At 61.8% G+C, this 25,398-nt stretch carries 24 protein-coding genes; 10 read left to right on the top strand and 14 right to left on the bottom strand.

The features are described from left to right. Positions 1-5: 5 nt before the first annotated feature. On the top strand, positions 6-2,351 hold the full coding sequence (locus FQ668_RS00485; protein WP_019438881.1) for an FdhF/YdeP family oxidoreductase: 2,346 nt from the start codon (positions 6-8) through the stop codon (positions 2,349-2,351). Between the two features lie 196 nt (positions 2,352-2,547). Further along, a complete protein-coding gene (locus FQ668_RS00480) occupies positions 2,548-3,030 on the top strand; it encodes a glycine zipper domain-containing protein (protein WP_010951626.1) in 483 nt (160 codons plus the stop codon). Between the two features lie 56 nt (positions 3,031-3,086). On the opposite strand, the gene FQ668_RS00475 is transcribed toward FQ668_RS00480, so the two are convergent. From FQ668_RS00475 to hslO, 3 genes are all read right to left on the bottom strand, one after another. Further along, entirely contained in the window at positions 3,087-3,527 is a 441-nt protein-coding gene (locus tag FQ668_RS00475) for a thioesterase family protein (RefSeq protein WP_014589341.1), read from the bottom strand. A 281-nt stretch (positions 3,528-3,808) separates the two neighbouring features. Next, entirely contained in the window at positions 3,809-5,350 is a 1,542-nt protein-coding gene (locus FQ668_RS00470; protein ID WP_019438882.1) for a phosphoenolpyruvate carboxykinase, read from the bottom strand. A 179-nt stretch (positions 5,351-5,529) separates the two neighbouring features. Continuing rightward, on the bottom strand, positions 5,530-6,429 hold the full coding sequence (hslO, locus tag FQ668_RS00460) for an Hsp33 family molecular chaperone HslO (protein WP_019438883.1): 900 nt from the start codon (positions 6,427-6,429) through the stop codon (positions 5,530-5,532). 120 nt (positions 6,430-6,549) lie between these two features. Between hslO and FQ668_RS00455 the strand changes: the two genes are divergently transcribed. Continuing rightward, on the top strand, positions 6,550-7,344 hold the full coding sequence (locus FQ668_RS00455) for a phosphatase PAP2 family protein (RefSeq protein ID WP_019438884.1): 795 nt from the start codon (positions 6,550-6,552) through the stop codon (positions 7,342-7,344). Positions 7,345-7,371: 27 nt separating this feature from the next. On the opposite strand, the gene FQ668_RS00450 is transcribed toward FQ668_RS00455, so the two are convergent. Then, entirely contained in the window at positions 7,372-7,773 is a 402-nt protein-coding gene (locus tag FQ668_RS00450; protein ID WP_003255812.1) for an RNA-binding S4 domain-containing protein, read from the bottom strand. A gap of 109 nt (positions 7,774-7,882) precedes the next feature. Between FQ668_RS00450 and FQ668_RS00445 the strand changes: the two genes are divergently transcribed. Both FQ668_RS00445 and rimK read left to right on the top strand, forming a co-directional pair. After that, positions 7,883-8,365 (top strand): ATP-dependent zinc protease, encoded by a 483-nt coding sequence (locus FQ668_RS00445; protein ID WP_004576370.1) that lies wholly within the window; start codon positions 7,883-7,885, stop codon positions 8,363-8,365. Continuing rightward, positions 8,362-9,267, top strand: a complete 906-nt coding sequence (gene rimK, locus FQ668_RS00440) for a 30S ribosomal protein S6--L-glutamate ligase (protein WP_003255817.1) — start codon at positions 8,362-8,364, stop codon at positions 9,265-9,267. Before FQ668_RS00445 ends, rimK begins: the two co-directional genes overlap by 4 nt. Positions 9,268-9,364: 97 nt before the next feature. Here rimK and FQ668_RS00435 read toward each other — a convergent pair whose 3' ends face one another. After that, the gene (locus FQ668_RS00435) at positions 9,365-10,678 is read right to left on the bottom strand and encodes an ATP-binding protein (protein WP_014589336.1); all 1,314 of its coding nucleotides are present in this window, start codon (positions 10,676-10,678) and stop codon (positions 9,365-9,367) included. A gap of 13 nt (positions 10,679-10,691) precedes the next feature. Continuing rightward, positions 10,692-11,432: a two-component system response regulator OmpR gene (gene ompR / locus FQ668_RS00430; protein WP_012270052.1), complete on the bottom strand. Its 741-nt coding sequence runs from the start codon at positions 11,430-11,432 to the stop codon at positions 10,692-10,694. A gap of 217 nt (positions 11,433-11,649) precedes the next feature. Between ompR and FQ668_RS00425 the strand changes: the two genes are divergently transcribed. The 4 genes from FQ668_RS00425 (at position 11,650) to FQ668_RS00410 (ending at position 16,720) form a co-directional block, all read left to right on the top strand. Beyond that, entirely contained in the window at positions 11,650-13,974 is a 2,325-nt protein-coding gene (locus tag FQ668_RS00425; protein WP_014589335.1) for a Tex family protein, read from the top strand. Beyond that, the gene (locus tag FQ668_RS00420) at positions 13,974-14,357 is read left to right on the top strand and encodes a PaaI family thioesterase (protein ID WP_010951620.1); all 384 of its coding nucleotides are present in this window, start codon (positions 13,974-13,976) and stop codon (positions 14,355-14,357) included. Before FQ668_RS00425 ends, FQ668_RS00420 begins: the two co-directional genes overlap by 1 nt. A 138-nt stretch (positions 14,358-14,495) precedes the next feature. After that, positions 14,496-16,088 (top strand): glutamate--cysteine ligase, encoded by a 1,593-nt coding sequence (gene gshA, locus FQ668_RS00415; RefSeq protein ID WP_144179821.1) that lies wholly within the window; start codon positions 14,496-14,498, stop codon positions 16,086-16,088. After that, entirely contained in the window at positions 16,088-16,720 is a 633-nt protein-coding gene (locus FQ668_RS00410) for a TetR/AcrR family transcriptional regulator (protein ID WP_010951618.1), read from the top strand. The genes gshA and FQ668_RS00410 overlap by 1 nt, the downstream gene beginning before the upstream one ends. A gap of 142 nt (positions 16,721-16,862) precedes the next feature. On the opposite strand, the gene FQ668_RS00405 is transcribed toward FQ668_RS00410, so the two are convergent. The 8 genes from FQ668_RS00405 to FQ668_RS00370 all read right to left on the bottom strand — a co-directional run bounded on the left by FQ668_RS00405 (position 16,863) and on the right by FQ668_RS00370 (position 23,939). Beyond that, on the bottom strand, positions 16,863-17,078 hold the full coding sequence (locus FQ668_RS00405) for a molybdopterin-binding protein (protein ID WP_003255829.1): 216 nt from the start codon (positions 17,076-17,078) through the stop codon (positions 16,863-16,865). A gap of 27 nt (positions 17,079-17,105) precedes the next feature. Further along, complete coding sequence (gene ssuB / locus FQ668_RS00400; RefSeq protein WP_019438887.1) at positions 17,106-17,918, bottom strand: aliphatic sulfonates ABC transporter ATP-binding protein; 813 nt, start codon at positions 17,916-17,918, stop codon at positions 17,106-17,108. Next, a complete protein-coding gene (ssuC, locus tag FQ668_RS00395; protein WP_019438888.1) occupies positions 17,915-18,712 on the bottom strand; it encodes an aliphatic sulfonate ABC transporter permease SsuC in 798 nt (265 codons plus the stop codon). The genes ssuB and ssuC overlap by 4 nt, the downstream gene beginning before the upstream one ends. Positions 18,713-18,722: 10 nt before the next feature. Next, positions 18,723-19,871, bottom strand: coding sequence for an FMNH2-dependent alkanesulfonate monooxygenase (gene ssuD / locus FQ668_RS00390; RefSeq protein ID WP_014589332.1), 1,149 nt, complete (start codon positions 19,869-19,871; stop codon positions 18,723-18,725). A gap of 59 nt (positions 19,872-19,930) precedes the next feature. Next, positions 19,931-20,896, bottom strand: coding sequence for a sulfonate ABC transporter substrate-binding protein (locus FQ668_RS00385; RefSeq protein WP_019438889.1), 966 nt, complete (start codon positions 20,894-20,896; stop codon positions 19,931-19,933). Between the two features lie 85 nt (positions 20,897-20,981). Then, positions 20,982-21,575 (bottom strand): NADPH-dependent FMN reductase, encoded by a 594-nt coding sequence (gene ssuE / locus FQ668_RS00380; RefSeq protein WP_019438890.1) that lies wholly within the window; start codon positions 21,573-21,575, stop codon positions 20,982-20,984. 219 nt (positions 21,576-21,794) lie between these two features. Further along, positions 21,795-22,433: a peroxiredoxin gene (locus tag FQ668_RS00375; RefSeq protein WP_003255836.1), complete on the bottom strand. Its 639-nt coding sequence runs from the start codon at positions 22,431-22,433 to the stop codon at positions 21,795-21,797. 165 nt (positions 22,434-22,598) lie between these two features. Further along, positions 22,599-23,939, bottom strand: a complete 1,341-nt coding sequence (locus FQ668_RS00370) for an OprD family porin (RefSeq protein ID WP_014589330.1) — start codon at positions 23,937-23,939, stop codon at positions 22,599-22,601. 474 nt (positions 23,940-24,413) lie between these two features. Here FQ668_RS00370 and tauA point away from each other — a divergent pair, with 474 nt between their 5' ends. Next, complete coding sequence (gene tauA, locus FQ668_RS00365) at positions 24,414-25,385, top strand: taurine ABC transporter substrate-binding protein (protein WP_020191047.1); 972 nt, start codon at positions 24,414-24,416, stop codon at positions 25,383-25,385. Positions 25,386-25,398 lie beyond the last annotated feature (13 nt).

Here is a 25,398-nt window from a genome sequence, read left to right as displayed (position 1 = left end):
CAGTCGTGACCTCGTACCAACAATTTCCGGACAACACCCCAGCCTCCCCCCCTCGCTACAAGCCCTACCACGGCCCCGCCGGCGGTTGGGGCGCACTGCGTAGCGTGGCCAAGGCATGGGCCGGCAGCGATAACGCGCTGAAGAACATTCGCGCCCTGCTCAAGACCAACCAGAACGGCGGTTTCGACTGCCCCGGCTGCGCCTGGGGGGATTCGCCGGAAAGCGGCATGGTCAAGTTCTGCGAGAACGGCGCCAAGGCGGTGAACTGGGAAGCCACCAAGCGCCGTGTCGATGCTGCCTTCTTCGCCCGTTACAGCGTCACCTCGCTGCTGCAGCAAAGCGACTACTGGCTGGAGTACCAAGGGCGTCTGACCGAACCGATGGTCTACGACGCACCCAGCGACCGTTACCTGCCGATCAGCTGGGATGCCGCCTTCGCCCTGATCGCTCGCGAACTGAACAAGCTGGCCAACCCTGACCAGGCCGAATTCTATACCTCGGGACGTGCCAGCAACGAAGCGGCGTACCTGTACCAACTGTTCGTGCGCGCCTACGGCACCAACAACTTCCCTGACTGCTCGAACATGTGCCATGAAGCCAGCGGTGTGGCATTGGGGCAAAGCGTCGGGGTCGGCAAAGGTACAGTCACTTTCGACGACTTCGAGCACGCCGACGCCATTTTTGTCTGGGGCCAGAACCCCGGCACCAATCACCCGCGCATGCTCGACCCACTGCGTGATGCGGTAAAGCGTGGCGCCCAGGTGGTGTGCATCAACCCGCTCAAGGAGCGTGGTCTGGAACGCTTCCAGCACCCCCAGAACCCACTGGAAATGCTGACCAACAGTGACCGTCCGACCAACACCGCCTTCTTCCGCCCGGCCCTGGGTGGCGACATGGCGATGCTGCGCGGCATGGCCAAGTTCGTCCTGCAATGGGAACGCGAAGCCCAGGCCAACGGCGAACCGGCCGTGTTCGACCACGCCTTCATCGCCGAACATGGCCATGGCGTCGATGAATACCTGGCCGTGGTGGACGCCACGCCGTGGTCGCACATCCAGGCACAGTCCGGCTTGTCCCTGGCCGATATCGAACTGGCCGCGCGCATGTACTGCCGGGGCAAGCGGGTGATCATGTGCTGGGCGATGGGCATCACCCAACACCGTCATTCGGTGCCGACCATTCAGGAAATCGTCAACCTGCAGATGCTGCGTGGCAACATCGGCGTGCCCGGTGCCGGCCTGTGCCCGGTGCGTGGCCACAGCAACGTGCAGGGTGACCGCACCATGGGCATCAACGAGCGCCCGCCAGAGGCGCTGCTGGATGCCATCGAAAAGCGCTTTGGCTTCCCTGTGCCACGGCGCAATGGCCATAACACCGTCGAAGCCATTCATGCGATGCTCGATGGCCGGGCCAAGGTTTTCATCGGCTTGGGCGGCAACTTCGCCCAAGCCACACCCGACACCGAGCGTACCGCCCAGGCGCTGCGCAACTGCGAACTGACCGTGCACATCAGCACCAAGCTCAACCGTAGCCACTTGGTCCATGGCAAGCAGGCACTGATCCTGCCATGCCTGGGCCGCACCGACATCGACCTGCAGGCCGAAGGGCCGCAGGCAGTCACGGTGGAAGACTCGTTCAGCATGGTCCACGCCTCCAACGGCCAGCTCAAGCCGCTGTCGACGCAAATGCGCTCGGAGCCTGCGGTGATCGCTGGCATCGCCGCCGCCACGCTGGGCAAGCAACCGGTGGACTGGCACTGGCTGGTGGCCGACTACGACCGTATCCGCGACCTGATCGGCGACACCATTGCCGGTTTCAGCGGCTTCAACCAGCGCCTGCGTCACCCGGGTGGCTTCTATCTGGGCAACAGCGCGGCCAGCCGCGAATGGGCGACCAGCACCGGCCGCGCCAACTTCAAAGCCAACCTGCTGCCCGACACGCTGCTTGACGAACGCGTACGCGCCAGCGGCCAGTTGCCAGACTTGATCATGCAATCGATGCGCTCGCACGATCAGTACAACACCACTATCTACGGCCTGGACGACCGCTACCGCGGTGTGCGCGGCCAGCGCGAGGTGCTGTTCGCCAACGAAGCCGACATCATCCGCCTGGGCTTCCAGCCGGGGCAGAAGGTCGACATCGTTTCGCTGTGGGGGGATGAACATGTGCGCCGGGTGCAAGGCTTTACCCTGCTGGCCTTCGACATACCTGCCGGGCAGGCGGCGGCGTATTACCCGGAGGTGAACCCGCTGGTGCCGCTGGAGAGCATTGGCGTTGGTAGCCATACGCCGACATCGAAGTTCATTGCCATCAAGCTGGAGCGTGCGAGCGAGGACAGGCGTATCCTGTAAAAACGAAAAAAGCCCTGTTCCGTGGCGGCTCAGGGCTTTGTCATAAAGGTCTCAGACAGCCTAAAAACGATAAAGTTTCATAGTAAATACAGCAAGTTAGAGAATTGTGTACAACTCGTGTTACTCGTCGGATTTCCGTTGCCAGCCACGCCTCTTAGCCTCAAATTCGCCTCGTCATCCCTATGAGGCTCTCTTGATGAAGAAGTACTCCTCGATTCTGTTGTTGTCTTTCAGCTTGCTCAGCGGCGTTGCCATGGCAGGCGGCACCACCGAAGCCGGCATTGGCGGCGCATTGGGTGGGGTACTGGGCTCAGTCGTGGGCAACTCCATCGGTGGCAGCACCGGCGGCGCCATTGGTGCCGGTCTGGGCGGTGCGGCAGGTGGCGCCCTGGGCGCAGACAAACGCCAGCGTGGTGAGGCCGCTATCGGCGGCGCGCTGGGCGCTGCAGGTGGTAACGTGGTCGGTCGCTCCGTGGGCGGCACCACGGGTAGCTACATTGGCGCGGCAGCCGGCGGTGGTGCCGGTGGTGCGCTGGGTAACTACCTGGGCAAAGAGGCCGACAAAGACGATTACCGCGATGGCCGCCGCTATCGTCGCGGCTACGACGACGACCGTCGTCACTGGGACCGTGGTCACCACTATGGTCACCGCAAGCACAAGCGCCACTGGCGCGACTAACGCCTGAGGGCCCTGCCCCCGGCAACAAAAGCCCCGCCCCTGCCAGCGGGGCTTTTTTATGCCTGCCGCTCCAGCACGAGGCCGGACAGGATAACCTGCAGCGCCTCTGGCAACGCCACAGGCCGGCCACTGTCGCGCTCGATGAACACCTGCACTACCGTGCCTGCTGCGCACGCCTCCGGTTCGCCCGGGCGATACAGCGCCAGCCGGTACTCTACCGTGCTGCCCGCCAGACGCGTCACTCCCAACCCCACTTCCAACAAATCCGGGAAGCCCGGTAGCGCGTAGAAATCCGCAGCCGAACTGACCACGAAGGCGGCCAGTTCACCGTGCCGCAGGTCCAGTTCGGCCTGTTCGACGAGAAACGCCTGTATCGCGGTTTCAAAAAAACTGTGCACCGTTGCACCGGCGATGTGTCCGTTCAGGTCGTTGTCCTGGGGGCGGGTGAGGATCGGGTGGAAGTGGGAGAAGGCAATTCGCTGAAGGGCTTCGGTCATCTGGCTGGCTCTTGTCTTCGCAATGGATGCTGACAGTGAAACAGAAAAACCAGACTTTCGCTGCCTATGCGGGCCCCTTCGCGGGCAAGCCCGCTCCTACGACGGCCTGCGCCCACCACCGATCAATGTGTAGGAGCGGGTTTACCCGCGAATACGATGGCGGCTGCGACGGTGAATCGCGGGTGGAAATTGGCCAGCAGGCCCGGCCCTTTCGCGGGCAAGCCCGCACCCACAAAAAAGCCGCCCCTGGGGGCGGCTTTCTCGTTGCGGCTGAGCTCGGCTTACAGCTGCGGGCCAGCGGCCTTGATGGCGTCGGAAACTTCGAACTTCTTGAAGTTTTCGATGAACAGCTTGGCCAGACCTTTGGCAGCCTCGTCGTAGGCCGCTTTGTCAGCCCAGTTGGTGCGCGGGTTGAGCAGTTCGGTTTCAACGCCCGGAACGGCCTTCGGCACGTCCAGGTTGATGATGTCCAGGTGCTCGGTTTCGGCACCGACCAGTGCGCCGCTCTGGATAGCAGCGATCACGGCACGGGTGGTGGGGATGCTGAAGCGCTTGCCAACGCCGTAGCCACCACCAGTCCAGCCGGTGTTGACCAGGTAGACCTTGGAGTTGAAACCGTTGATACGCTTGATCAGCAGCTCAGCGTACTCGCCAGCCGGACGCGGGAAGAACGGTGCGCCGAAGCAGGTGGAGAAGGTCGACTTGATGCCGCCGCCCGAGCCCATTTCAGTGGAACCGACCAGCGCGGTGTAGCCGGACAGGAAGTGGTAGGCCGCCTGCTCGTTGTTCAGGATCGAAACCGGAGGCAGAACACCTGTCAGGTCGCAGGTGAGGAAGATCACTGCATTAGGCTCGCCACCCAGGTTCGCTTCCGAACGCTTGGCAACGTGCTCCAGCGGGTAGGCCGCACGGCTGTTCTGGGTCAGGCTGACATCGGTGTAGTCGGCGTGCTTGTTGGCGTCGAGAACGACGTTTTCCAGTACCGCGCCGTGCTTGATGGCTTTCCAGATGACCGGCTCGTTCTTCTCGGACAGGTCGATGCACTTGGCGTAGCAGCCGCCTTCCATGTTGAAGACAACGCCTTCACCCCAACCGTGCTCGTCATCACCGATCAGGTAACGGCTTTCGTCAGCCGACAGGGTGGTCTTGCCAGTGCCGGACAGGCCGAAGAACAAGGTTACATCGCCTTCTTCACCGATGTTGGCCGCGCAGTGCATAGGCAGTACGTCGGCAGCCGGCAGCAGGAAGTTCTGCACCGAGAACATGGCTTTCTTCATTTCGCCGGCGTAGCGCATGCCAGCGATCAGCACTTTCTTCTGGGCGAAGTTGATGATCACGCAACCGTCGGAGTTGGTGCCATCACGCTCAGGTTCGCACACGAAGTTGGCAACGTTGAGGACCTGCCACTCGCCACGGCCAGCCGGGTTGTACTGCTCCGGGTTAATGAACAGGCAACGACCGAACAGGTTCTGCCAGGCGGTCTGGGTGGTCATCTTCACCGGCAGGTAGTGCTCGGCGGCCGCCCCTACGTGAACGTAGGAAACAAAGTGATCCTGGGCGTTGTTGAACGCCTCGACGCGGTCCCACAGGGCATCGAACTTGTCGGCCGGGAACTTGCGGTTGATCGGGCCCCAGGCAATGGCGTCCTGGGTGGAAGGTTCTTCGACGATGAAACGGTCAGCCGGCGAACGGCCGGTACGGTGACCAGTCTCCACGACCAGTGCGCCAGTATCGGCTAGTACGCCTTCACCGCGTTGCAGCGCTTCTTTTACCAGCTCATCGACGCTCAGGTCGGTGTACACGGTGTTGTTGGCTTGCGTCATGAGATACCCCATCCGGCCCGAGGCCGAGTGCTCCAAACGTTTTGTAGTTGTCTTGAAAAAACTACTACAGCGAAAAAAGTGGCCGGATTATGCCAGAAACGCCCAAAAAAAGTAGGCCCCTCCTGTCAGAACTGCGCTTTTGCGCAATTCGACAGGAGATTATCCTGTGATTTAACGTTTCAGTGACGAGTTTCTGAGGCCACGTCAGTACCGCCACCCGCAAACAATTGCGCCACATCGCTGGCATCGAAGAAGTAGCGCTCGTTGCAGAACTGGCAATCGATCTCTACCGTCCCGCCACATTCGTCCACCAGCGCCTTGGCGTCGTGCTCGCCCAGACTGACCAGCGCATTGCCGGAGCGTTCCCGCGAACAGCTGCAATTGAAGCGCAGTGGCTGGATATCGAACAGGCGCACGGCGTCTTCGTGATACAGGCGGTGCAGCAGGGTTTCGTTGCCCTCTTTCCACTCTTCAGGCTTGAGCGTCTTGGCCAGGGCGACCACATGCTGCCAGCTGTCTTCGCGCTCTTCATCATCCGGCTGGCGATCACGCGGAAGTTGCTGCAGCAATAGCCCACGGGCCTTGCCGCCTGCGGCATTGAGCCAGAAACGGGTATTGAGCTGCTGCGACTGGACGAAGTAGTTGGTGAAACATTCAGACAGGTTGGCGCCATCGAGGTCGACGGTCCCCTGGTAGCGCTGGCCCTTGACCGGGTCGATGGTCAGGGTCAGGTGGCCGTCGGGCATCAGCTGCGACAGGGTGGCACCAGCCGGAATCTGGTCCGCTTCGTAGCGGGCCATGCCACGAATCTCGCGCTCACTGGAACATTCCACCATCAGCAGCGGAATCGGCCCGGCCGAACGCGCCTGCAGAATCAGCAGGCCATCGAACTTCATCGCACCCACCAGCAAGGCGGTGGCGGCCATCAACTCGCCGAGCAGCACCTTGACCGGCTGGGGGTACTCATGACGCGCCAACACCGCGGCGTAGCTGTCATCGAGAGACACCCACTCGCCGCGCACATCGCGCTCGTCGAAGATGAAACGTTGGGTGAAATCGGTATCAGGCAAATCGCTCATAGGTTTCGGCTATCTAAAAAATGATGACAAAATGGTTACAAGGGTTGTCGAAAACCGGCGAGAACCCGTGACAGAGCGCTCACAAGGCGCTCCGATTCCTGTTTGCAATAGAGGTATTTTATGGACAATCGACCACTGTTCCAAGCAAGGTGGTCCTGGGGGCCATTGGCAGCCTGTACGCTGCTTCCCATCGCTCTACTGTGTTTCTGGTTATGGCCTATTGGCCAGATCCTGTGCCTGACTTTCGACGAGTGGCTGTTCCGCAGCCTGAACGCGCCGCTGGCCGATAGCACCACCTGGCGCTACATCTGGACCATCGGCAGCCTACGCCCGTTCGACATCGTCGTCGGCCTGATCCTGCTGGCGGTGCTCATTCGTGGTGACTGGGTGTTCAAGGCTGCTCAGGTTCGCCAGGCATTTTTCGGTTTTCTGGTCACGCTACTCCTCTTAGTGGTGATTCGTGCGCTGTTTTCCAAGTGGGTGGATGCAGCCGGGTGGCAACACAAGAGTCCATCGATGATCTTCGACGACGTCGTGCACCTGAGTGACTATTACCCGAACCTGGAGGCTGCCTGGGAACTCAAGGACCGCTCCAGCAAGAGTTTCCCGGGTGATCACGCCTCGGTGCTGCTGATCTGGGCGCTGTTCATGAGCGTGTTCAGCCGCGGTCTTGCGCAATACCTGGTGGTCTGGGGGCTCGCAGCGCTGTTCATGCTGCCGCGCCTGGTGGCCGGTGCCCACTGGGGGCAGGACGACTACATCGGCGGCTTGCTGATGGCCGTACTGGCACTGGGCTGGAGCTACTACACGCCGCTGGCGGCCAAAGGCAGCGAGGCGTTGATGCGCTGGACAGCGCCGTTGTTCAAGCTACTGTCCACGTTACCGTTGGTCGGAAGAATGGCGGTGTTGCGCTAGATTTTTGGGGCTGCGCAGCAGCCCCATTCAATCGTAACTTCCATGCAACTGGTGAATCTGCCGCCGCTGCTTCTTGGTCGGCCGGCCATCGGTGGTCACGCCCATGGCCCCGGCCTTACGCATCTCAGCCGCCTGTTCACGGCGACGCACACTTTCTTCAGTTTCCTCGTACAACGCCTGCGCCTCTGGGGCACCACGACGCACCACCGACAGCGCCTTCACCACCACCGTGCGCTCATCGAAGCCCGTACGCAGCACGAACTCGTCGCCCACCCGCGGCTCCTTGCCCGGCTTGCAACGCTCGCCCCGGCAATGCACCTTGCCACTCTCGATCGCCGCCTTGGCCAGCGCTCGCGTCTTGTAAAAGCGCGCCGCCCACAGCCATTTGTCCAGGCGAACCTTGTCGTCGTCTTCGGCTTTTTGTGCCATCCCGTTACCTCGGATTCTGTCTTTCATCGAACTGTACTACCTTCACATACGGATGCAAAAAGTCCCCGCCGTGCTTAAAGTTCACCACCTTATTCGCAGGGTGCGCTTCGTGAAGACATTTGACCATTTGACTGTGATCGGCCTGCGCGAGTGGGTCGCCCTGCCTGACCTCGGCGTGGCCGGGCTGCGCGCCAAGATCGACACCGGTGCCAGCACGTCGAGCCTGCATGCCACCGAAGTGGAACCCTTCGAGCGCGACGGCCAGCCCTGGGTTCGCTTCACTGCGCACCTGGGCTCGGTGGTGCAGTTGCGCCACCGCCGCTGCGAGGCACCGTTGGTGACGATGAAAACCATCAAGAGCTCCAACGGCCACGCCCAGACCCGCTACGTCATCCGCACGTCACTGGCGCTGGGTGATGGTGTGTGGGAGGTGGAGTTCACACTGGCCTGCCGCAAGAACATGCGCTACCGGCTGTTGCTTGGCTCCAAGGCCCTGATACACGGCCAGCTGGTAGTGAACCCAGGCCTGAAATACGTACAAGACAAACCGGCCTTCCCGGCCACCCTTTCCCCTGTCACAGGTGCTGCATGAAGATCGCTGTGCTGTCGCGCAATCCGCGTCTGTATTCCACCCGCCGCCTGGTCGAAGCCGGTACCCAGCGTGGCCACGAAATGGTGGTGATCGATACCCTGCGGGCCTACATGAACATTGCCAGCCACAAGCCGCAGATCCACTACCGCGGAAAGCCGCTGGAAGGCTTCGATGCCGTGATCCCGCGCATAGGTGCTTCGGTTACGTTCTATGGCTGCGCGGTGCTGCGCCAATTCGAAATGATGGGCGTATACCCGCTCAACGAGTCGGTAGCCATTGCCCGCTCGCGCGACAAGCTGCGCTCGTTGCAACTGTTGTCGCGCCGCGGTATAGGCCTGCCGATCACTGGTTTCGCCCACTCGCCGGACGACATCCCCGATCTGATCCAGATGGTCAACGGTGCCCCGCTGGTGATCAAGGTACTGGAAGGCACCCAGGGCATTGGCGTGGTGCTGTGCGAAACCCCCCAGGCGGCCGAGTCGGTGATCGAAGCGTTCATGGGCCTCAAGCAGAACATCATGGTGCAGGAGTACATCAAGGAGGCCGGTGGCGCAGATATCCGGTGCTTCGTGGTAGGCGACAAAGTAATTGCCTCGATGAAGCGTCAGGCCAAACCGGGCGAGTTCCGCTCCAACCTGCACCGGGGTGGCGTCGCCAGCCTGATAAAAATCACCCCTGAAGAGCGCATCACCGCCATTCGGGCGGCCAAGGTGATGGGGTTGAGCGTGGCGGGTGTGGATATCCTGCGCTCCAACCACGGGCCGTTGGTGATGGAGGTAAACTCGTCGCCAGGGCTGGAGGGCATCGAAGTCACCACCGGCAAGAACGTCGCCGGGATGATCATCGAGCACCTGGAGAAGAATGGCGGGCCCAATCAGACCCGGACCAAGGGCAAAGGCTGATTCAAGGCTGTACCCGCCGCTTCGCGGCTAAGCCGCTGCCACAGGTACTGCACAATCCCTGTAGGTGCGGCTTTAGCCGTGAAGAGGCCAGTGAGCCTCACACAGCATTACGCGGCAGCAGCAACCCCAGCGGCAACCTGACCCGCGCCTCGATCCCGCCGCCAGACCGGTTACGCAACTCCACGTTCCCGCCATGTTGCGCAGCAATCCGCTTGACGATCGCCAGCCCCAGCCCGGTGCCCTTGCCGCCCCGTGCCCGGTCACCGCGAATGAACGGGTTGAAGATGGTTTCCAGCTCCGACTCGTCAATACCGGTGCCCCGGTCCAGCACACTGAGCACCACATACGGCGCACTCTCGTCACCTGACACATAGGCAGCCACCTCGACCCCCTTGCCAGCATGGTGCAGGGCGTTGCCGATCAGGTTGCCCAGCATGCGCTTGAGCGAAACCCGGCGCAGCGGGAACGGTGGAATCGGCTCCAGGCACAGGCGCACACGCTCTACCGGCTGGTTGTACGGAGCCACCACCTCACGCACCAGGTCAGCAAGGTCGACCTCTTCCACCGGCTCGTCACGGCCATCGCGGATGAAGGCCAGGAACTGATCGAGAATCGCGTCCATGTCCTCGATATCGCGAACCATGTCATCGCTCAGCTCGTTGTCGCTGTTCAGCAAAGACAGCGACAGACGCAGACGCGTCAGTGGCGTGCGCAAGTCGTGGGAAACCCCGGCCAGCATCAACTCACGCTCGCGCCCGGCCTGCTCGACATCCTCGGCCATCTGGTTGAACGCCTTGTACACCTCGGTCATCTCGCTGGGGGTATCGCTGATTGGCAAGCGCACACTGCGCCCCTGGCCAAGCTGGCGGGCAGCGAACACCAAGCGTTTGAGCGGCTGGTTGAGTTGACGTACAAAAATCCACGCCGATGCTGTGGACAACAAGCCAATGGCCAGGAACCAGCCCAGCACGTTCCAGATCTTCTGCCCGCGCAATGGATGCGGGTACAGCGGCACTTTCAGCCAACCCGGACCCAGGCTTGGCGCATTGACCCACAACGCGGGCGGTGCATGAATGCGCAGCCGCACTTCGGTGTCGTCACCCAGTTCGGCCTGCATCTGCCGTTGGTAGATTTCACTGTAGGGCCAATGCTGCTCGCCTTCGGGCACACCCGAGCCGGTCACCCGGATAAGACCTGCCGCCTCGGCGATCTTGTCGCGGTTTTCTTCGTCGGCGGCCCAATAGGCGCGCAAGGTCAGCGCTACACCATGGCTGTACTGACGGTCGACCAGCACGTCCTCGTTCATCAGCAGGTAGACCAGGGTCAGCGCCTTGGAGAACAGAACGACGATCAACACCAGCCACAGGGTGCGGGCGAAGAAACTTTGCGGAAACCAGAGCGGTGTTTTCATCGACGTCCAGGCATCATTTTCCGGCGTTTCCGTCCGGTACGAACACGTAGCCCACGCCCCAGACGGTCTGGATGTAACGCGGCTTGGACGGGTCCGGCTCGATCATGCGACGCAGGCGTGAGATCTGCACATCGATGGAGCGCTCCAGCGCATCCCATTCGCGGCCGCGCGCCAGGTTCATCAGCTTGTCGCGGGTCAACGGCTCGCGGGCGTGCATCACCAGGGCCTTGAGCACTGCGAACTCGCCGGTGGTGAGCATGTGCACTTCGTCGCCACGCTTGAGCTCGCGGGTGGCCAGCGACAGCTCATAGTCGCCGAAGGTGACCGACTCGTCCTCGCTGCCCGGCGCTCCCGGCACGCTCGGCGCCTGGCGACGCAGCACTGCCTTGACTCGGGCCATCAGTTCGTCCGGGTTGAAAGGCTTGCCCAGGTAGTCGTCGGCGCCCAGCTCCAGGCCCTTGATGCGGCTGAGCTCGTCGCCCTTGGCGGTCAGCATGATGATCGGGATCTGGTTGTTCTGCTGGCGCAGGCGCTTGCAGGCGGACAGGCCATCCTCGCCAGGCAGCATCAGGTCGAGCACCACCAGGTTGAACACCTCGCGTTGCAGCAGGCGATCCATCTGCTCGGTGTTGGGCACCGCACGGGCACGGTAGCCTTTGCTGGTGAAGAAACGTTCCAGCAGGCTGCTAAGCCCCGGATCGTCGTCGACGATGAGAATCTTGTCACCTTCAGCGGTGTTTGGCGTGCCGGTCATGAATAACTCCTCTGATATCGCCGCGCATTATGGCGTAGCCATTGCTGCACGTTGCGTGAGCATTGTTAGCAGATTTTTCCCCCGGCGCCAGTTCCGGCTGGCCGGGCGCCATCACCGCAAGCCGTTTGCGATGGGTATAATGCGCGGCTTTCATCCAGCGCCGCCGGGCAAAAAGCCCACAGGCGACCCCCGTATTCACAAATGTCAGGTGGTTTACATGGACAGCATCAACAGCCGTATCGCCGAGGAACTGGGCGTACGCCCGCAGCAGGTCGAGGCGGCCGTGAGCCTGTTGGACGAAGGCTCGACCGTGCCCTTCATCGCTCGCTACCGCAAGGAAGTGACCGGTAGCCTTGACGACACTCAGTTGCGCCACCTGGAAGAGCGCCTGCGCTACCTGCGCGAACTCGACGAGCGCCGCGCCAGCATCCTTTCCAGCATCGAGGAACAGGGCAAGCTGACCCCGGAACTGGCCCGCGAGATCAAGCTGGCCGACACCAAGACCCGCCTCGAAGACCTGTACCTGCCGTACAAGCAGAAGCGCCGCACCAAGGGCCAGATCGCCCTGGAAGCCGGCCTTGGCGAACTGGCCGATGGCCTGTTCAACGACCCGACCCTGGCCCCGGAAAGCGAAGCCGCACGCTTCGTCAACGCCGAAAAGGGCGTGGCCGACGTCAAGGCCGCGCTGGAAGGCGCCAAGTACATCCTGATGGAACGCTTTGCCGAAGACGCCGCCCTGCTCGACAAGCTGCGCAGCTACCTCAAGCAGGAAGCCGTGCTCAGCGCCCGCGTCGTGGCCGGCAAGGAAGAAGAAGGCGCCAAGTTCCGCGACTATTTCGCTCATGACGAGCTGCTGCGTACTGCGCCATCGCACCGTGCCCTGGCGATCTTCCGCGGGCGCAACGAAGGCGTGTTGAGCGTCTCGCTGAAGGTCGGCGAAGAACTGCCCGGCACCCTGCATCCGTGCGAGCTGATGATCGGCAACCACGTCGGCATCGAGAACCGCAGCCGGCCGGCCGACAAGTGGCTGGGTGAAGTGGTGCGCTGGACCTGGAAGGTCAAGCTGTACACCCACCTGGAGACCGACCTGTTCGGCGAGCTGCGTGACAATGCCGAAGGCGAGGCGATCAACGTGTTCGCCCACAACCTGCACGATCTGCTGCTGGCCGCCCCGGCCGGCCCGCGCGCCACCCTGGGCTTCGACCCGGGCCTGCGCACCGGCTGCAAGATCGCCGTGGTCGACGCAACCGGCAAACTGCTGGACCACACCACGGTCTACCCGCACGCGCCGAAGAACGACTGGGACCGCACCATTTCCATCATGGCCGCACTGTGCGCCAAACACTCGGTGGAGCTGATCGCCATCGGCAACGGTACCGCCAGCCGCGAAAGCGACAAGCTGGTGGCCGAGCTGGTCAAGAAATATCCAGCCCTGAAAATCACCAAGATCATGGTCTCCGAAGCCGGTGCTTCGGTGTACTCGGCATCGGAACTGGCCGCCCGCGAGTTCCCAGACCTGGACGTGTCGATCCGCGGCGCCGTGTCGATCGCCCGCCGCCTGCAGGATCCGCTGGCCGAACTGGTGAAGATCGATCCGAAATCCATCGGTGTCGGCCAGTACCAGCACGACGTGTCCCAGCTGAAACTGGCACGTGGCCTGGACGCGGTGGTCGAGGATTGTGTGAACGCCGTGGGCGTGGACGTGAACACCGCTTCGGTGGCGCTGCTGACGCGCATCTCCGGCCTCAATGCCACCCTGGCACAGAACATCGTCGCCCACCGCGATGCCAATGGTCCGTTTGCCACCCGGGCAGCACTGAAAAAGGTCAGCCGCCTGGGTGAGAAAACTTTCGAGCAGGCCGCCGGCTTCCTGCGCGTGATGAACGGCGACAACCCGCTGGACGCCTCTGCGGTGCACCCTGAGGCTTACCCGCTGGTGCAGCGCATTGCTGCCGATACCGACCGCGATATCCGCTCGCTGATTGGTGACAGCAGCTTCCTCAAGCGCCTGGACCCGAAAAAGTTCACCGACGAAACCTTCGGCCTGCCAACCGTCACCGACATCCTGCAAGAGCTGGACAAGCCCGGCCGCGACCCGCGTCCGGAGTTCAAGACCGCCACCTTCCAGGACGGCGTCGAAGACCTCAAGGACCTGGAACCGGGCATGATCCTCGAAGGCGTGGTGACCAACGTTACCAACTTCGGCGCCTTCGTCGACATCGGCGTGCACCAGGACGGCCTGGTGCATATCTCGGCGCTGTCGGAGAAGTTCGTCAAAGACCCGCGTGAAGCGGTCAAGGCCGGCGATGTGGTCAAGGTCAAGGTCATGGAAGTGGACATCCCGCGCAAACGCGTCGGCCTGTCCATGCGCATGAGCGACACCCCGGGCGAGAAGGTCGAAGGCAACCGCGGTGGTAATCGTGGCAATGGCGGCAATCGCCAGCCGCAGGCACCGCGCCAGCGTGAAACCGCCACGGCTGCGCCGGCCAACAATGCCATGGCCTCGCTGTTCGCCAACGCCAAGCAACTGAAGAAGAAGTAATGGACGTACCTCGCGAATACGTCGAAAGCGCCTTCAGCCAGCTGCTGGGCTGCCGCCTGCAACACCTGGACAGCGGTGTTGCCGAGGTAGCCCTGGCGCTCGAGCCACAGTTGCGCAACCGTGGCCAGAAGCTGCACGGCGGGGCGATATTCAGCCTGGTGGACATCGCCATGGGCCTGGCCTGCTCGGCCAGCCATGGCTTTGACCAGCAAAGCGTCACCATCGAGTGCAAGATCAACTACATGCGTGCCGTCAGCGACGGCGAAGTGCTGTGCACCGCCCGCGTGCTGCACGCTGGGCGGCGCACCCTGGTGGTCGACGCCGACGTAGTTCAGGGCGACAAGCTGGTGGCCAAAGCGCAAGGAACCTTCGCGGTTCTCTAGCTCACCAAGCAGTATCTGCGGTATTTTCAGCAGTGCGCTGGCACTGCTGGAACCGCGTAAACCAGGCGACAACGCCAGTTCCTTTCTTCCTACCCTTGTAGACCGTTATCTCTACCCCCATATTGGGGCGACTGACGCGTGAAGGAATACATCTTGAGCGAACTCCTCAACCGCCGCCTGAGCCTGCTCGGCGCCAATCTCCCCCTGCTCAAGCAGTGCCTGCACGGTATTGAGCGCGAATGCCTGCGCGTGACCGATGAAGGTCGCCTGGCCCAGACCCCGCATCCGGAAGCACTGGGATCGGCGCTGACCAACGAGCAGATCACCACCGATTATTCCGAGTCGCTGCTGGAGTTCATCACCCCAGCGCTGGCCGACCCGGCCAAGGTGCTCGAAAACCTCGAAGAGACCCACCGTTTCGTCTACAGCAAGCTGGGCGACGAATACCTGTGGAGCCCGTCGATGCCGTGCACGCTGCCGGCCGAGGAGGATATCCCGATCGCCGAGTACGGCAGCTCGAACATCGGCAAGCTCAAACACGTCTACCGCAAGGGCCTGGCCCTGCGTTACGGCCGCACCATGCAGTGCATCGCCGGTATTCATTACAATTTCTCGCTGCCCGAAGCGCTTTGGCCACTGCTGCGCGAAGCCGAAGGCAGCACGGAAAATGACCGCGACTACCAGTCGTCGGCCTACATCGCGCTGATTCGTAACTTCCGCCGCCACAGCTGGCTGCTGATGTACCTGTTCGGCGCCTCGCCGGCCCTGGACAAAGGCTTCCTGCGTGGCCGCCCGCACCAGCTCGAAGAGCTGGATGCCGAAACCCTGTTCCTGCCTTATGCCACCAGCCTGCGCATGAGCGACCTGGGTTACCAAAGCAACGCCCAGGCCGGTCTTACACCCTGCTACAACAACCTGGCCAGCTACACCGACAGCCTGCGCAAGGCCGTTGGCACGCCCTACCCGCCTTACGTTGAAATCGGCACGCATGTGGATGGTGAGTGGGTTCAGCTGAACACCAACATTCTGCAGATCGAAAACGAGTACTACTCGAACATCCGCCCCAAGCGTGTCACCTACACCGGCGAGCGGCCGATCCAGGCCCTGACCTCGCGGGGTGTGCAGTATGTGGAAGTGCGCTGCCTGGACATCAACCCGTTCCTGCCGGTCGGTATCGACCTGACCGAGGCGCGCTTCCTCGACGCATTCCTGCTGTTCTGCGCCTTGGAAGACAGCCCGCAACTGGACAACGGCGAGTGCGGCCAGTGCACCAGCAACTTCCTGACCGTGGTCAAGGAAGGTCGTCGTCCGGGCCTGGAGTTGCACCGCAATGGCCAGCCGATCAGCCTGAAAGACTGGGCCAGCGAGCTGATCGAGCGTATCCGCCAATTGGCCAATCTGCTCGACCAGGCGCAAGGCACTGATGAGCACGCCAAGGCCCTGGATGCGCAGCAGGCCAAGGTCGACGACACCTCGCTGACCCCGTCGGCCCAGGTGCTGGCACGCATGACCGAGCATGACGAGAGCTTCGTCCAGTTCTCGCTGCGCCAGAGCCGTGTGCACGCCGAGACTTTCCGCGAGCAACCGCTGAGCAACGAAAAGCAGCAAGCATTCGAGACGCTGGCCCGCGAGTCGCTCGCCAGGCAGTCCGAGCTGGAGCAAGACGAAGTCGGTGACTTCGACCTGTTCGTCGGCGCCTACCAGGCCAGCATCCTGGCAATCAGCAGTTGATGAACCGCACCACCACCCCGCGCAAGCCGCGCGCCAGCAGCCAGGCCAGGATCGAGGCGATCCTGGCGGCTGCGCGTGAGCTGTTGGCCGAACAAGGGGTGGCAGCACTTTCTATCTACAGCGTGGCCGAGCGGGCGCAGATTCCGCCTTCGTCGGTGTACCACTTCTTCGCCAGCGTGCCGGCCTTGCTGGAGGCACTTACTGCAGATGTGCACCGGGCGTTTCGCGAAGCCCTGAGCGCTCCTATCGACAGCAGCGCGTTCAGTACCTGGCACGAACTGTCACGGCTGATCGAACAACGCATGCTTGATATCTATCACGAGGATGCGGCGGCGCGGCAGTTGATCCTGGCGCAGCATGGCCTGAGCGAGGTAGTGCAGGCCGACCGGCAGCACGACATGGAACTGGGCGACTTGATGCACAAGTTGTTCGACCAGCATTTTCACCTGCCGGTGATGCCACCGGATGTGGATGTGTTTGCCCTGGCCATGGAGTTGAGCGACCGGGTGTATGCACGGTCGGTGCAGCTGCACGAGGCGATCACCCCGCGCATGGCCGAGGAAGGCAAGCGGGTGTTCGAAGCGTATCTGGGGTTGTATCTGCCGCCGTTTCTGGCCAAGCGTTCCAGCTGAGAAATCTGGGGCCGCTTGGCGGCCCTTCGCGGGGAAGCCCGCTCCCACAGAGCCCGCGCGCACCCTGGAGCTTGCGAAGTATCTGTGGGAGCGGGCGTGCCCGCGAAGGGCTGCAAAGCAGCCCCAATATCAAGCCGCCGCATCACAGCTTGGCGATAGACACTTCAGTCGACTTCACAAAGGCAATCACTTCACTGCCCACCTGCAACTCCAGCTCCCGCACGGAACGGGTGGTAATCACCGAAGTGACGATACCCGAAGCCGTCTGCACGTCGATTTCCGACAGTACCGGGCCTTCGAGGATTTCTTTCACAGTACCTTTGAACTGGTTACGAACGTTGATGGCTTTGATAGTCATGGTTTGTTTCCTTTTGGCTTCTGGGATTCAATGCGCCCAACGCAGCTGCGTGGGCAGAGGGGCTACAGGATCCGGCTCGGGCGCAGTGCCCGGGGTGGACAGAACACGGTTGAGCACTTCGCTTTCCAGCGCGGCCAGACGGTGCGAACCCCGCGCCCGGGGCCGTGCCAGGTCAACAGTGAGGTCGAGCCCGACCTCGCCGTCCTCGATCAGAATCACCCGATCCGCCACGGCAACCGCCTCGCTGACGTCGTGGGTGACCAGCAGCACAGTGAAGCCGTGCTGACGCCACAGGCGTTCGATCAGTTGCTGCATCTCGATACGGGTCAATGCATCCAGCGCCCCCAGTGGCTCGTCCAGCAGCAGCAGGCGGGGCTGGTGAATCAAGGCTCGGGCCAAAGCCACGCGCTGTTTCTGGCCTCCCGAGAGCGCTGCCGGCCATTCGTTGGCGCGGTCTGCCAGGCCAACCGCATCCAAGGCCTCCAGCGCACGCGGGCGCCAGTCGCCAGACAGCCCAAGGCCAACGTTGTCGATCACCTTCTTCCACGGCAGCAGCCGCGCGTCCTGGAACATCAGGCGGGTTTCTTCACAGGCCTCCTCCAGCGGCGCAGCACCGGCCAGCAGCTGCCCGGCGGAGGGTTGGTCCAGCCCGGCCAGCAGCCGCAGCAAAGTGCTCTTGCCGCAGCCGCTGCGGCCGACGATGGCCACGAACTGGCCGGCCGGAATGTGCAGGTCGATACCCTTCAAAACTTCGCGCTGGCCAAAGGTCTTGCGCAGGCCCTTGGAGGCCAGCGGGGTGCCACGCAGCAGGCGTGGCGGCTGTTCCTTGAGCACGGTCATGCGCCCTCCTTCCTGGCAACTTGATAGGCCGGGTGCCAACGCAGCCACACACGCTCCAGGCCTCGGGCCGCAAGGTCGGCAAGCTTGCCGAGCACGGCATACAGCACGATGGCCAGCACTACCACGTCGGTCTGAAGAAATTCGCGAGCATTCATTGCCAGGTAACCGATGCCGGCGTTGGCCGAAATGGTTTCGGCAACAATCAGCGTCAGCCACATGAAACCCAAGGCGAAACGCACACCCACCAGGATCGAAGGCAGCGCCCCCGGCAGGATCACCTGGCGGAACAGGCCGAAACCGGACAAGCCGTAACTGCGCGCCATTTCCACCAACGCTGGGTCAACGTTACGGATGCCGTGGTAGGTGTTCAGGTAGATCGGGAACAACGTACCCAGCGCGACCAGAAAGATCTTTGCCGATTCGTCGATACCGAACCACAGAATCACCAGTGGAATCAGCGCGAGGTGGGGCACGTTGCGGATCATCTGTACCGAGCTGTCGAGCAGGCGTTCACCCCAATTCGACAAGCCGGTGATGAAGCCCAGTACCAGGCCGATGCTGCCGCCGATGACAAAGCCCAGGCCTGCACGCCAGCCGCTGATGGCCAGGTGGGTCCAGATTTCGCCGCTGCGCACCAGCTCGACGCCCGCGCTTACCACTGCGCTAGGTGCCGGCAGGATACGCGTCGACAGCCAGCCAGCGCTGATGGCCAGTTGCCATATGGCCAACAGCAGCACCGGCAGCGCCCACGGCGCCAAGCGCTGGGTCAGGTTGGAAGAAGTTGCACGACTCATGGCCAGGCCCTCAGCTCTGCGACACAGATTTGGGCAGGATGTCGTTAGCCACCATCTCGCCGAACGGGCTTACATAACCACCCGTTTTCGGCTGCTCTGGGCGCTGCACATCAAGGTGCGGGAACAGCAGCTCCGCCACGCGGTAAGACTCTTCCAGGTGTGGATAACCCGAGAAGATGAAGGTATCGATGCCCAAGTCGGCATATTCCTTGACCCGTGCTGCCACGGTAGGGCCGTCGCCCACCAGCGCGGTACCCGCGCCGCCCCGTACCAGGCCAACACCTGCCCACAGGTTGGGGCTGACTTCCAGGTTGTCGCGATTGCCGCCGTGCAGGGCGGCCATGCGTTGCTGGCCCACCGAGTCGAAACGCGCCAGCGAGGCCTGGGCGCGGGAGATGGTGTCATCGTCCAGGTGAGAGATCAGGCGCTCGGCGGCGGCCCAAGCCGCTTCGTTGGTTTCCCGCACGATCACGTGCAGGCGGATACCGAAGCGCACTTCGCGCCCTTGAGCGGCCGCTTTTTTGCGCACCTGTGCGATCTTCTCGGCAACGGCTGCCGGTGGCTCGCCCCAGGTCAGGTACAGCTCGACCTGTTCGGCCGCCAGGTCCTGAGCGGCCTCGGAGGAGCCGCCGAAATACAGCGGTGGGCGTGGTTGCTGAATCGGTGGGTAGAGCAGCTTGGCGCCCTTTACCTGGATGTGCTTACCGTCGTAATCGACGTTTTCGCCTTCCAGCACCTTGCGCCAGATACGGGTGAACTCGACCGAAGCTTCGTAGCGCTCTTGGTGGTTCAGGTGCAGGCCGTCACCCGCCAGCTCGTCCGGATCACCACCGGTCACCAGGTTGAATAGCGCACGGCCATTGGACAAGCGATCGAGGGTGGCCGCCTGGCGTGCTGCCACGGTCGGCGAAATGATGCCCGGGCGCAGAGCTACAAGGAACTTCAGGCGCTGGGTCACGGGGATCAGCGACGCGGCCACCAGCCAGGAGTCCTCGCAGGAGCGCCCGGTCGGGATCAGCACCCCACCAAAACCAAGGCGGTCGGCGGCCTGCGCGATCTGCTGCAGGTAACCGTGGTCGACCGCACGTGCGCCTTCGGAAGTGCCGAGGTACTTGCCGTCACCGTGGGTGGGGAGGAACCAGAAAATGTTAAGGCTCATTGGAGTCGTCTCCTCAAGGGTGGCTCTAGCCGGAGCAGCGCCCCGGCTCAGGCTGTCAATCAAGGCGCGCTAGCGACCTTGGTCGGGGGTGTCCAGATCACGTCCTTGATGCTCAGCGGCTTGGGTATCAGCTTGAGCGCCTGGAAGGTGTCGGCGATCTTCTGTTGCGCGGCCACCACGTCCGGGGTCAGCGGCGCAGCGCCGTAGCCTTGGCGTTTGACCGAGGTCAGGGTGATGTCGGCAGGCAGGCCGAGCAGCGGGGCAACCTGGTCGGTCACTTCCTGCGGGTTGGCCTGGGACCATTCACCCACGGCGCGCACCTCCTCGATCACGGTGTTGATCACCGCTGGGTGCTGTGTCGCATAGTTGCGGGTGGCGAGGTAGAACTGGTGGTTGTCGACCAGGCCCTTGCCGTCACGCAGGGTGCGCGCTTGCAGCTGCTGCTCGGCGGCGGCCTGGTAGGGGTCCCAGATCACCCAGGCATCCACGCTGCCGCGCTCGAAGGCGGCGCGGGCGTCGGCCGGCGGCAGGTAGACAGGCTGGATGTCGCTGTACTTGAGGCCGGCGTCTTCCAGGGCGCGGACCAGCAGGTAGTGCACGTTGGAGCCTTTGTTGAGGACGACCTTTTTACCCTTGAGGTCCTTCACCGACTGGATGGGCGAGCCCTTGGGCACCAGGATAGCTTCGCTGTGTGGCGCTGGCGGCTCGTAGGCCACGTAGAGCAGGTCGGCGCCAGCGGCCTGAGCGAACACAGGCGGGGTCTCGCCGGTGACACCAAAATCGATGGAACCGACGTTCAGCCCTTCAAGCAGCTGCGGGCCGCCGGGGAACTCGGTCCATTGCACCTGTACACCCTGCTCGGCCAGGCGCTTCTCCAGCGTGCCCTTGGCCTTGAGCAGCACCAAGGTGCCGTATTTCTGGTAACCGATACGCAGGCTCTCGGCCTGGGCTTGGGTAATGGCGCCGAAGGACACAGCCGCCGCAAACAGGGCGACCAGACCACGACGCAAGAAGACTGTGCGCATGGCGCTCTCCTGTGCGAATGGGGTTCGGGTTGCACCTGCTTGCCTCGTTAACGGGCGAGTAAGGTGGTGAAGCGGGTAATGCCGTTCAGATGCTCCAGCGAGCGCTGATCAGACGTTCGTTCAATACGCCGGGGGCCACGGGGCGTGGCCGACGGGCCAGGGCAACGTGGAAGGTTTCCAGCGAGTCGTGCAGGCGTTCTTCCAGCGCCTGTACCAACTGCGCGGGCTTTGTACCTTCTGCGTAAGCCACCTGGCTGTCGTCGGCAAAGATCCCTTGCAGGGTCTCTTGTGCCTTGAGTACCGACAGCACCGGCTTCAATGCGTAGTCCACCGCCAGCATGTGGGCGATGCTGCCGCCAGTGGCGATGGGCAACACGATCTTGTGGGCCAGGGCGCGCTCGGGCAGCAGGTCAAGCAAGGTTTTCAGGGCGCCGGAAAACGAAGCCTTGTACACCGGGGTGGAGACGATCAGGCCATCGGCCTGGGCCACCAGCTGTTGAAAGTGTTGTACATGCGGGCTGTCGAAACGGGCATGCAGCAGGTCTTCGGCGGGAAAGTCACGCACCTGGAACGTCACCACTTCAACGCCGCGATCCTGCAGCCACTGGCGCGAACGCTCGAGCAGCACGCCGGAGCGTGAACGGAGACTTGGGCTACCACCGATTGAGACGACCAGCATTGCTGCGCTTCCTTGTGTTCTGTTGGAGGTGACATTAACAGCTGTCATATATATCTATAAATCATATTTTTTCATTTGTTTATTCCATTATCGTCTTTACCCACAAGGGCCTCTTCGCGGGCGCACCCGCTCCCACAGGTTTTTTGCAGGCATAAAAAAGGGCCGTCGAAACGGCCCGAAAATCCCTGCTTGGCTAAGAGCAATGCAACGAGGAATCCATTAACGATTGGGCTGAGGGGTCAGGCGCAGATAGGGTTTGACCGCCCGGTAACCTTTGGGGAAGCGCTGCTTGATCTCCTCCTCATCCTTGAGCGAAGGCACGATCACCACTTCATCGCCGTCCTGCCAATTACCCGGTGTGGCGACCTTGTGGTTGTCGGTCAGTTGCAGCGAGTCGATCACCCGCAGAATTTCGTTGAAGTTGCGCCCGGTACTGGCCGGGTAGGTGATGGTCAGGCGCACCTTTTTGTTCGGGTCGATGATGAACAGCGAGCGCACGGTCAGGGTGTCGCTGGCGTTCGGGTGGATCAGGTCGTAAAGGTCGGACACCTTGCGGTCAGCGTCAGCAATGATCGGGAAGTTGACCACGGTATTCTGTGTTTCGTTGATGTCATCGATCCACTTGTGATGCGAGTCGACCGGGTCCACCGACAGGGCGATGGCCTTGACCCCGCGCTTGGCAAATTCGTCCTTCAGCTTGGCGGTCAGGCCCAACTCGGTGGTGCACACCGGGGTGAAGTCGGCCGGGTGGGAGAACAACACCCCCCAGCTGTTGCCCAGCCACTCGTGGAAGCGGATCTTGCCTTCGCTGGAATCCTGTTCGAAATCGGGGGCGATATCACCGAGTTTGAGGCTCATGGGCTGCGGCTCCTGGGCTGGGTTCTGTACCGTATGGGTTCAATGTGCCTGCATTCAATTAAAAACAAAAAGAATAAATAACGATTTATTTATAACCATAATTCATACGAATTGGCAGGCACAAAAAAGCCTCGCACTAGGCGAGGCTTTCTTTATGGCTACGACTTACAGGAAGCTGTAAGTGTAGTTCACGATGAAGCGAGCCTGATCCTGGTCGGAACTGCTCTCGCCGGCACCACGGTACACGCCTTGGCGCAGACTGAAGCCCAAGCCTTTTAGGGCACCTTCCTGGAGGGTGTAGTCGATGCGCGCATCGCGTTCCCATTCATTGTAGGTGCCGCTGCCCGACTTGTTGCGGATATCGTCACCACGCAGGTAAGCAACCGACGCCTTCAGGCCTGGCACACCCAGCGCCGCGAAGTCATAGGAGTACTGACCGAAGGTGGTGTTTTCACCAGCACGGGCGAACTGGTTGATCATGCTGTCGGTGAACAGGTAGAAGCTGGAGCCGCCGGCACCTTCCGAGGTGCCGCTGTCGTTGCTCAGGCTGCCCTGGTTCAACCATACGAAGCCACCGTCGTCACCCACTTGCTGGTGACCGAGCATCAGCGCGTGGCCACCCAAGGTATAGGTGAACATGGCGGACCAGGTCTTGTTGTCGATCTCGCCGGTGTTTTTGGCGTAGCCACCGTTGTTGTTGAAGTTGTAAGCGCTGTCGTTGCCATTCTTGCCGTCGCTGCTGCTGTCGAAGTAGCGCAGGTCGGTCTTGAACGACTGGTCGTCAGCGATCTTGAACACGTGGGTCGCGCCCAGGAAGTGCTGCTTGTAGAAGTCTTCCAGGTTCGAGTAGTAGTACTGCAGGGTCAGGTCTGGAGTGAGCTTGTAGTCCAGGCCACCGTAGCGAAACTTGTTGCTTTCGGCATTGGAGCCGGCGACAGACAGACCGGTACGGTTGCTCGAAGCACGGCCCATGGCGTGGGTCAGCTGACCCGCGTTAATGGTCAGGTTGTCGATTTCCTTCGACTGGATGGTGCCACCTTCGAAGGTTTGTGGCAGCAGACGACCATCGTTGGAAACCAGGATCGGCAGGTTCGGTGCGAGCGCGCTACCAAAATGCGCTTCGGTCTTGGAGAAGCGCGCCTTGGCATTGGCACCGAAACGAGCCCACTGGGCTGCAGAACCTTTGCCGTCATCCGGGAAGAAGCCGGACTTGTGGTAACCCTCGCCGCCATCCAGGTGAATACCCCACAGCGCTTGGGCATCAACACCAAAGCCTACGGTGCCTTGGGTAAAGCCCGAGATGTAGTCGAGCTTGAAGCCCTGGCCCGACTCACGCTGGTCCGGGCGCTCCGCACCCGGTTTTGCGTGATCTTCACGGTTGTCGTTGTTGAAGTACATGGTGCGCGAGCTGAGCGACAGCTTGCTGTCCTCAACGAAACCGGCAGCGCCTGCTTGTTGGGCGAGAACCCCCAGTGCCACGGCCAGAGCCAGGCTGGACTTGTACATGTTTTGCTCCTCTACGTTCTAATTTTTGTGTATCTCTGGCGGAGGGGTCTGATGCCCCGCTCACCGGGATGGGCGATTTAGTCCCAAAGCGTGACCGTGAAGTCAATCGTTTCTAAACATTTCGCGACTTTGGTCTAAGACGCCACCTGCGCTACAGGATAATGACAATCCTATAAATCCAAAATGACTGTTTTATGAATTTGTAAGACTTTTAAGGAATATATTAGGAACCTTTACTGCCATCCGTTGTAGTAGATAATTTTTTAATAATCTTTGGTTATTTGCAAACGTTTGCTCATAACCTAATGCCGAATCGTTCTATAGGGTCTTGCAGGGTACTCTGGCTTAGCCACGGCTCATGGCTTTAAAGCGTTTGGCTCCTAAGCTAATGCAAAAAAGTTATTTATTTTAATTTTCTTAGATCATTTAGCCTTCTCGTCATCCAACCCGACTTGCCTGACGAGAGGTTCAACCATGATCCCGCACGCTCCGCTGCGCCTGTTCGCCGCCCTGACCCTCGCCAGCACCAGCTGGTTGGCCCAGGCAGCCGACCTGACAGTGGCCTACCAGACCACTGTCGACCCGGCCAAAGTGGCGCAGGTCGATGGCGACTACGAAAAAGCCAGCAAGGCCAGCATCGACTGGCGCAAGTTCGATAACGGCGCAGACGTGATCACTGCGGTGGCCAGCGGCGACGTGCAAATCGGCTACCTGGGTTCCAGCCCGCTGGCCGCTGCGGCCACCCGCAAGCTGCCGGTTGAGACCTTCCTCATCGCCACCCAGATTGGTGCGGGTGAAGCGTTGGTGGCCCGTGACAGCATCAAGTCGCCGCAAGACCTGATCGGCAAGAAGGTCGCCGTCCCGTTCGTGTCCACCGGCCATTACAGCCTGCTTGCCGCACTGAAAAGCTGGAATATCGACCCTTCCAAGGTACAGATTCTCAACCTGGCGCCGCCGGCCATCATTGCCGCCTGGAAGCGCGGCGACATCGATGCGACCTACGTGTGGGACCCGGCCTTGGGCGTGGCCAAGGAAAACGGCAAGGTCCTGATCACCTCCGGCGAACTGGCGCAGAAAGGCGCGCCTACCTTCGATGCCTGGATCGTGCGCAAGGACTTCGCCGAGAAACACCCTGATGTGGTCAAGGCCTTTGCCAAAGTCACCCTCGATGCCTACGCCGACTACCGCAAGGACCCGAAAGCCTGGCTGGCCGACAAGGGCAACGTAGACAAGCTGGTGAAGCTGTCCGGTGCCAAGGCCAGCGACATCCCGGTGCTGCTGGAGGGCAACGTCTACCCGCTGGCCGCTGACCAGGCCCACGCCCTGGGCGCGCCGACCACCCAGGCGCTGACGGACACCGCCAACTTCCTCAAGCAGCAAGGCAAAGTCGAAGCAGTGCTGCCGGACTACTCGCCGTACGTCAGCGCCAAGTTCCTTCCAAACTGATCCGGAGCCCGTC

Origin of the sequence: Pseudomonas sp. Kh14 (genome assembly GCF_900291005.1) — a bacterium.
In the GTDB taxonomy this organism is placed as follows: Bacteria; Pseudomonadota; Gammaproteobacteria; order Pseudomonadales; family Pseudomonadaceae; genus Aquipseudomonas; species Aquipseudomonas alloputida.
This window is presented reverse-complemented; position numbering and strand designations above follow the sequence as displayed.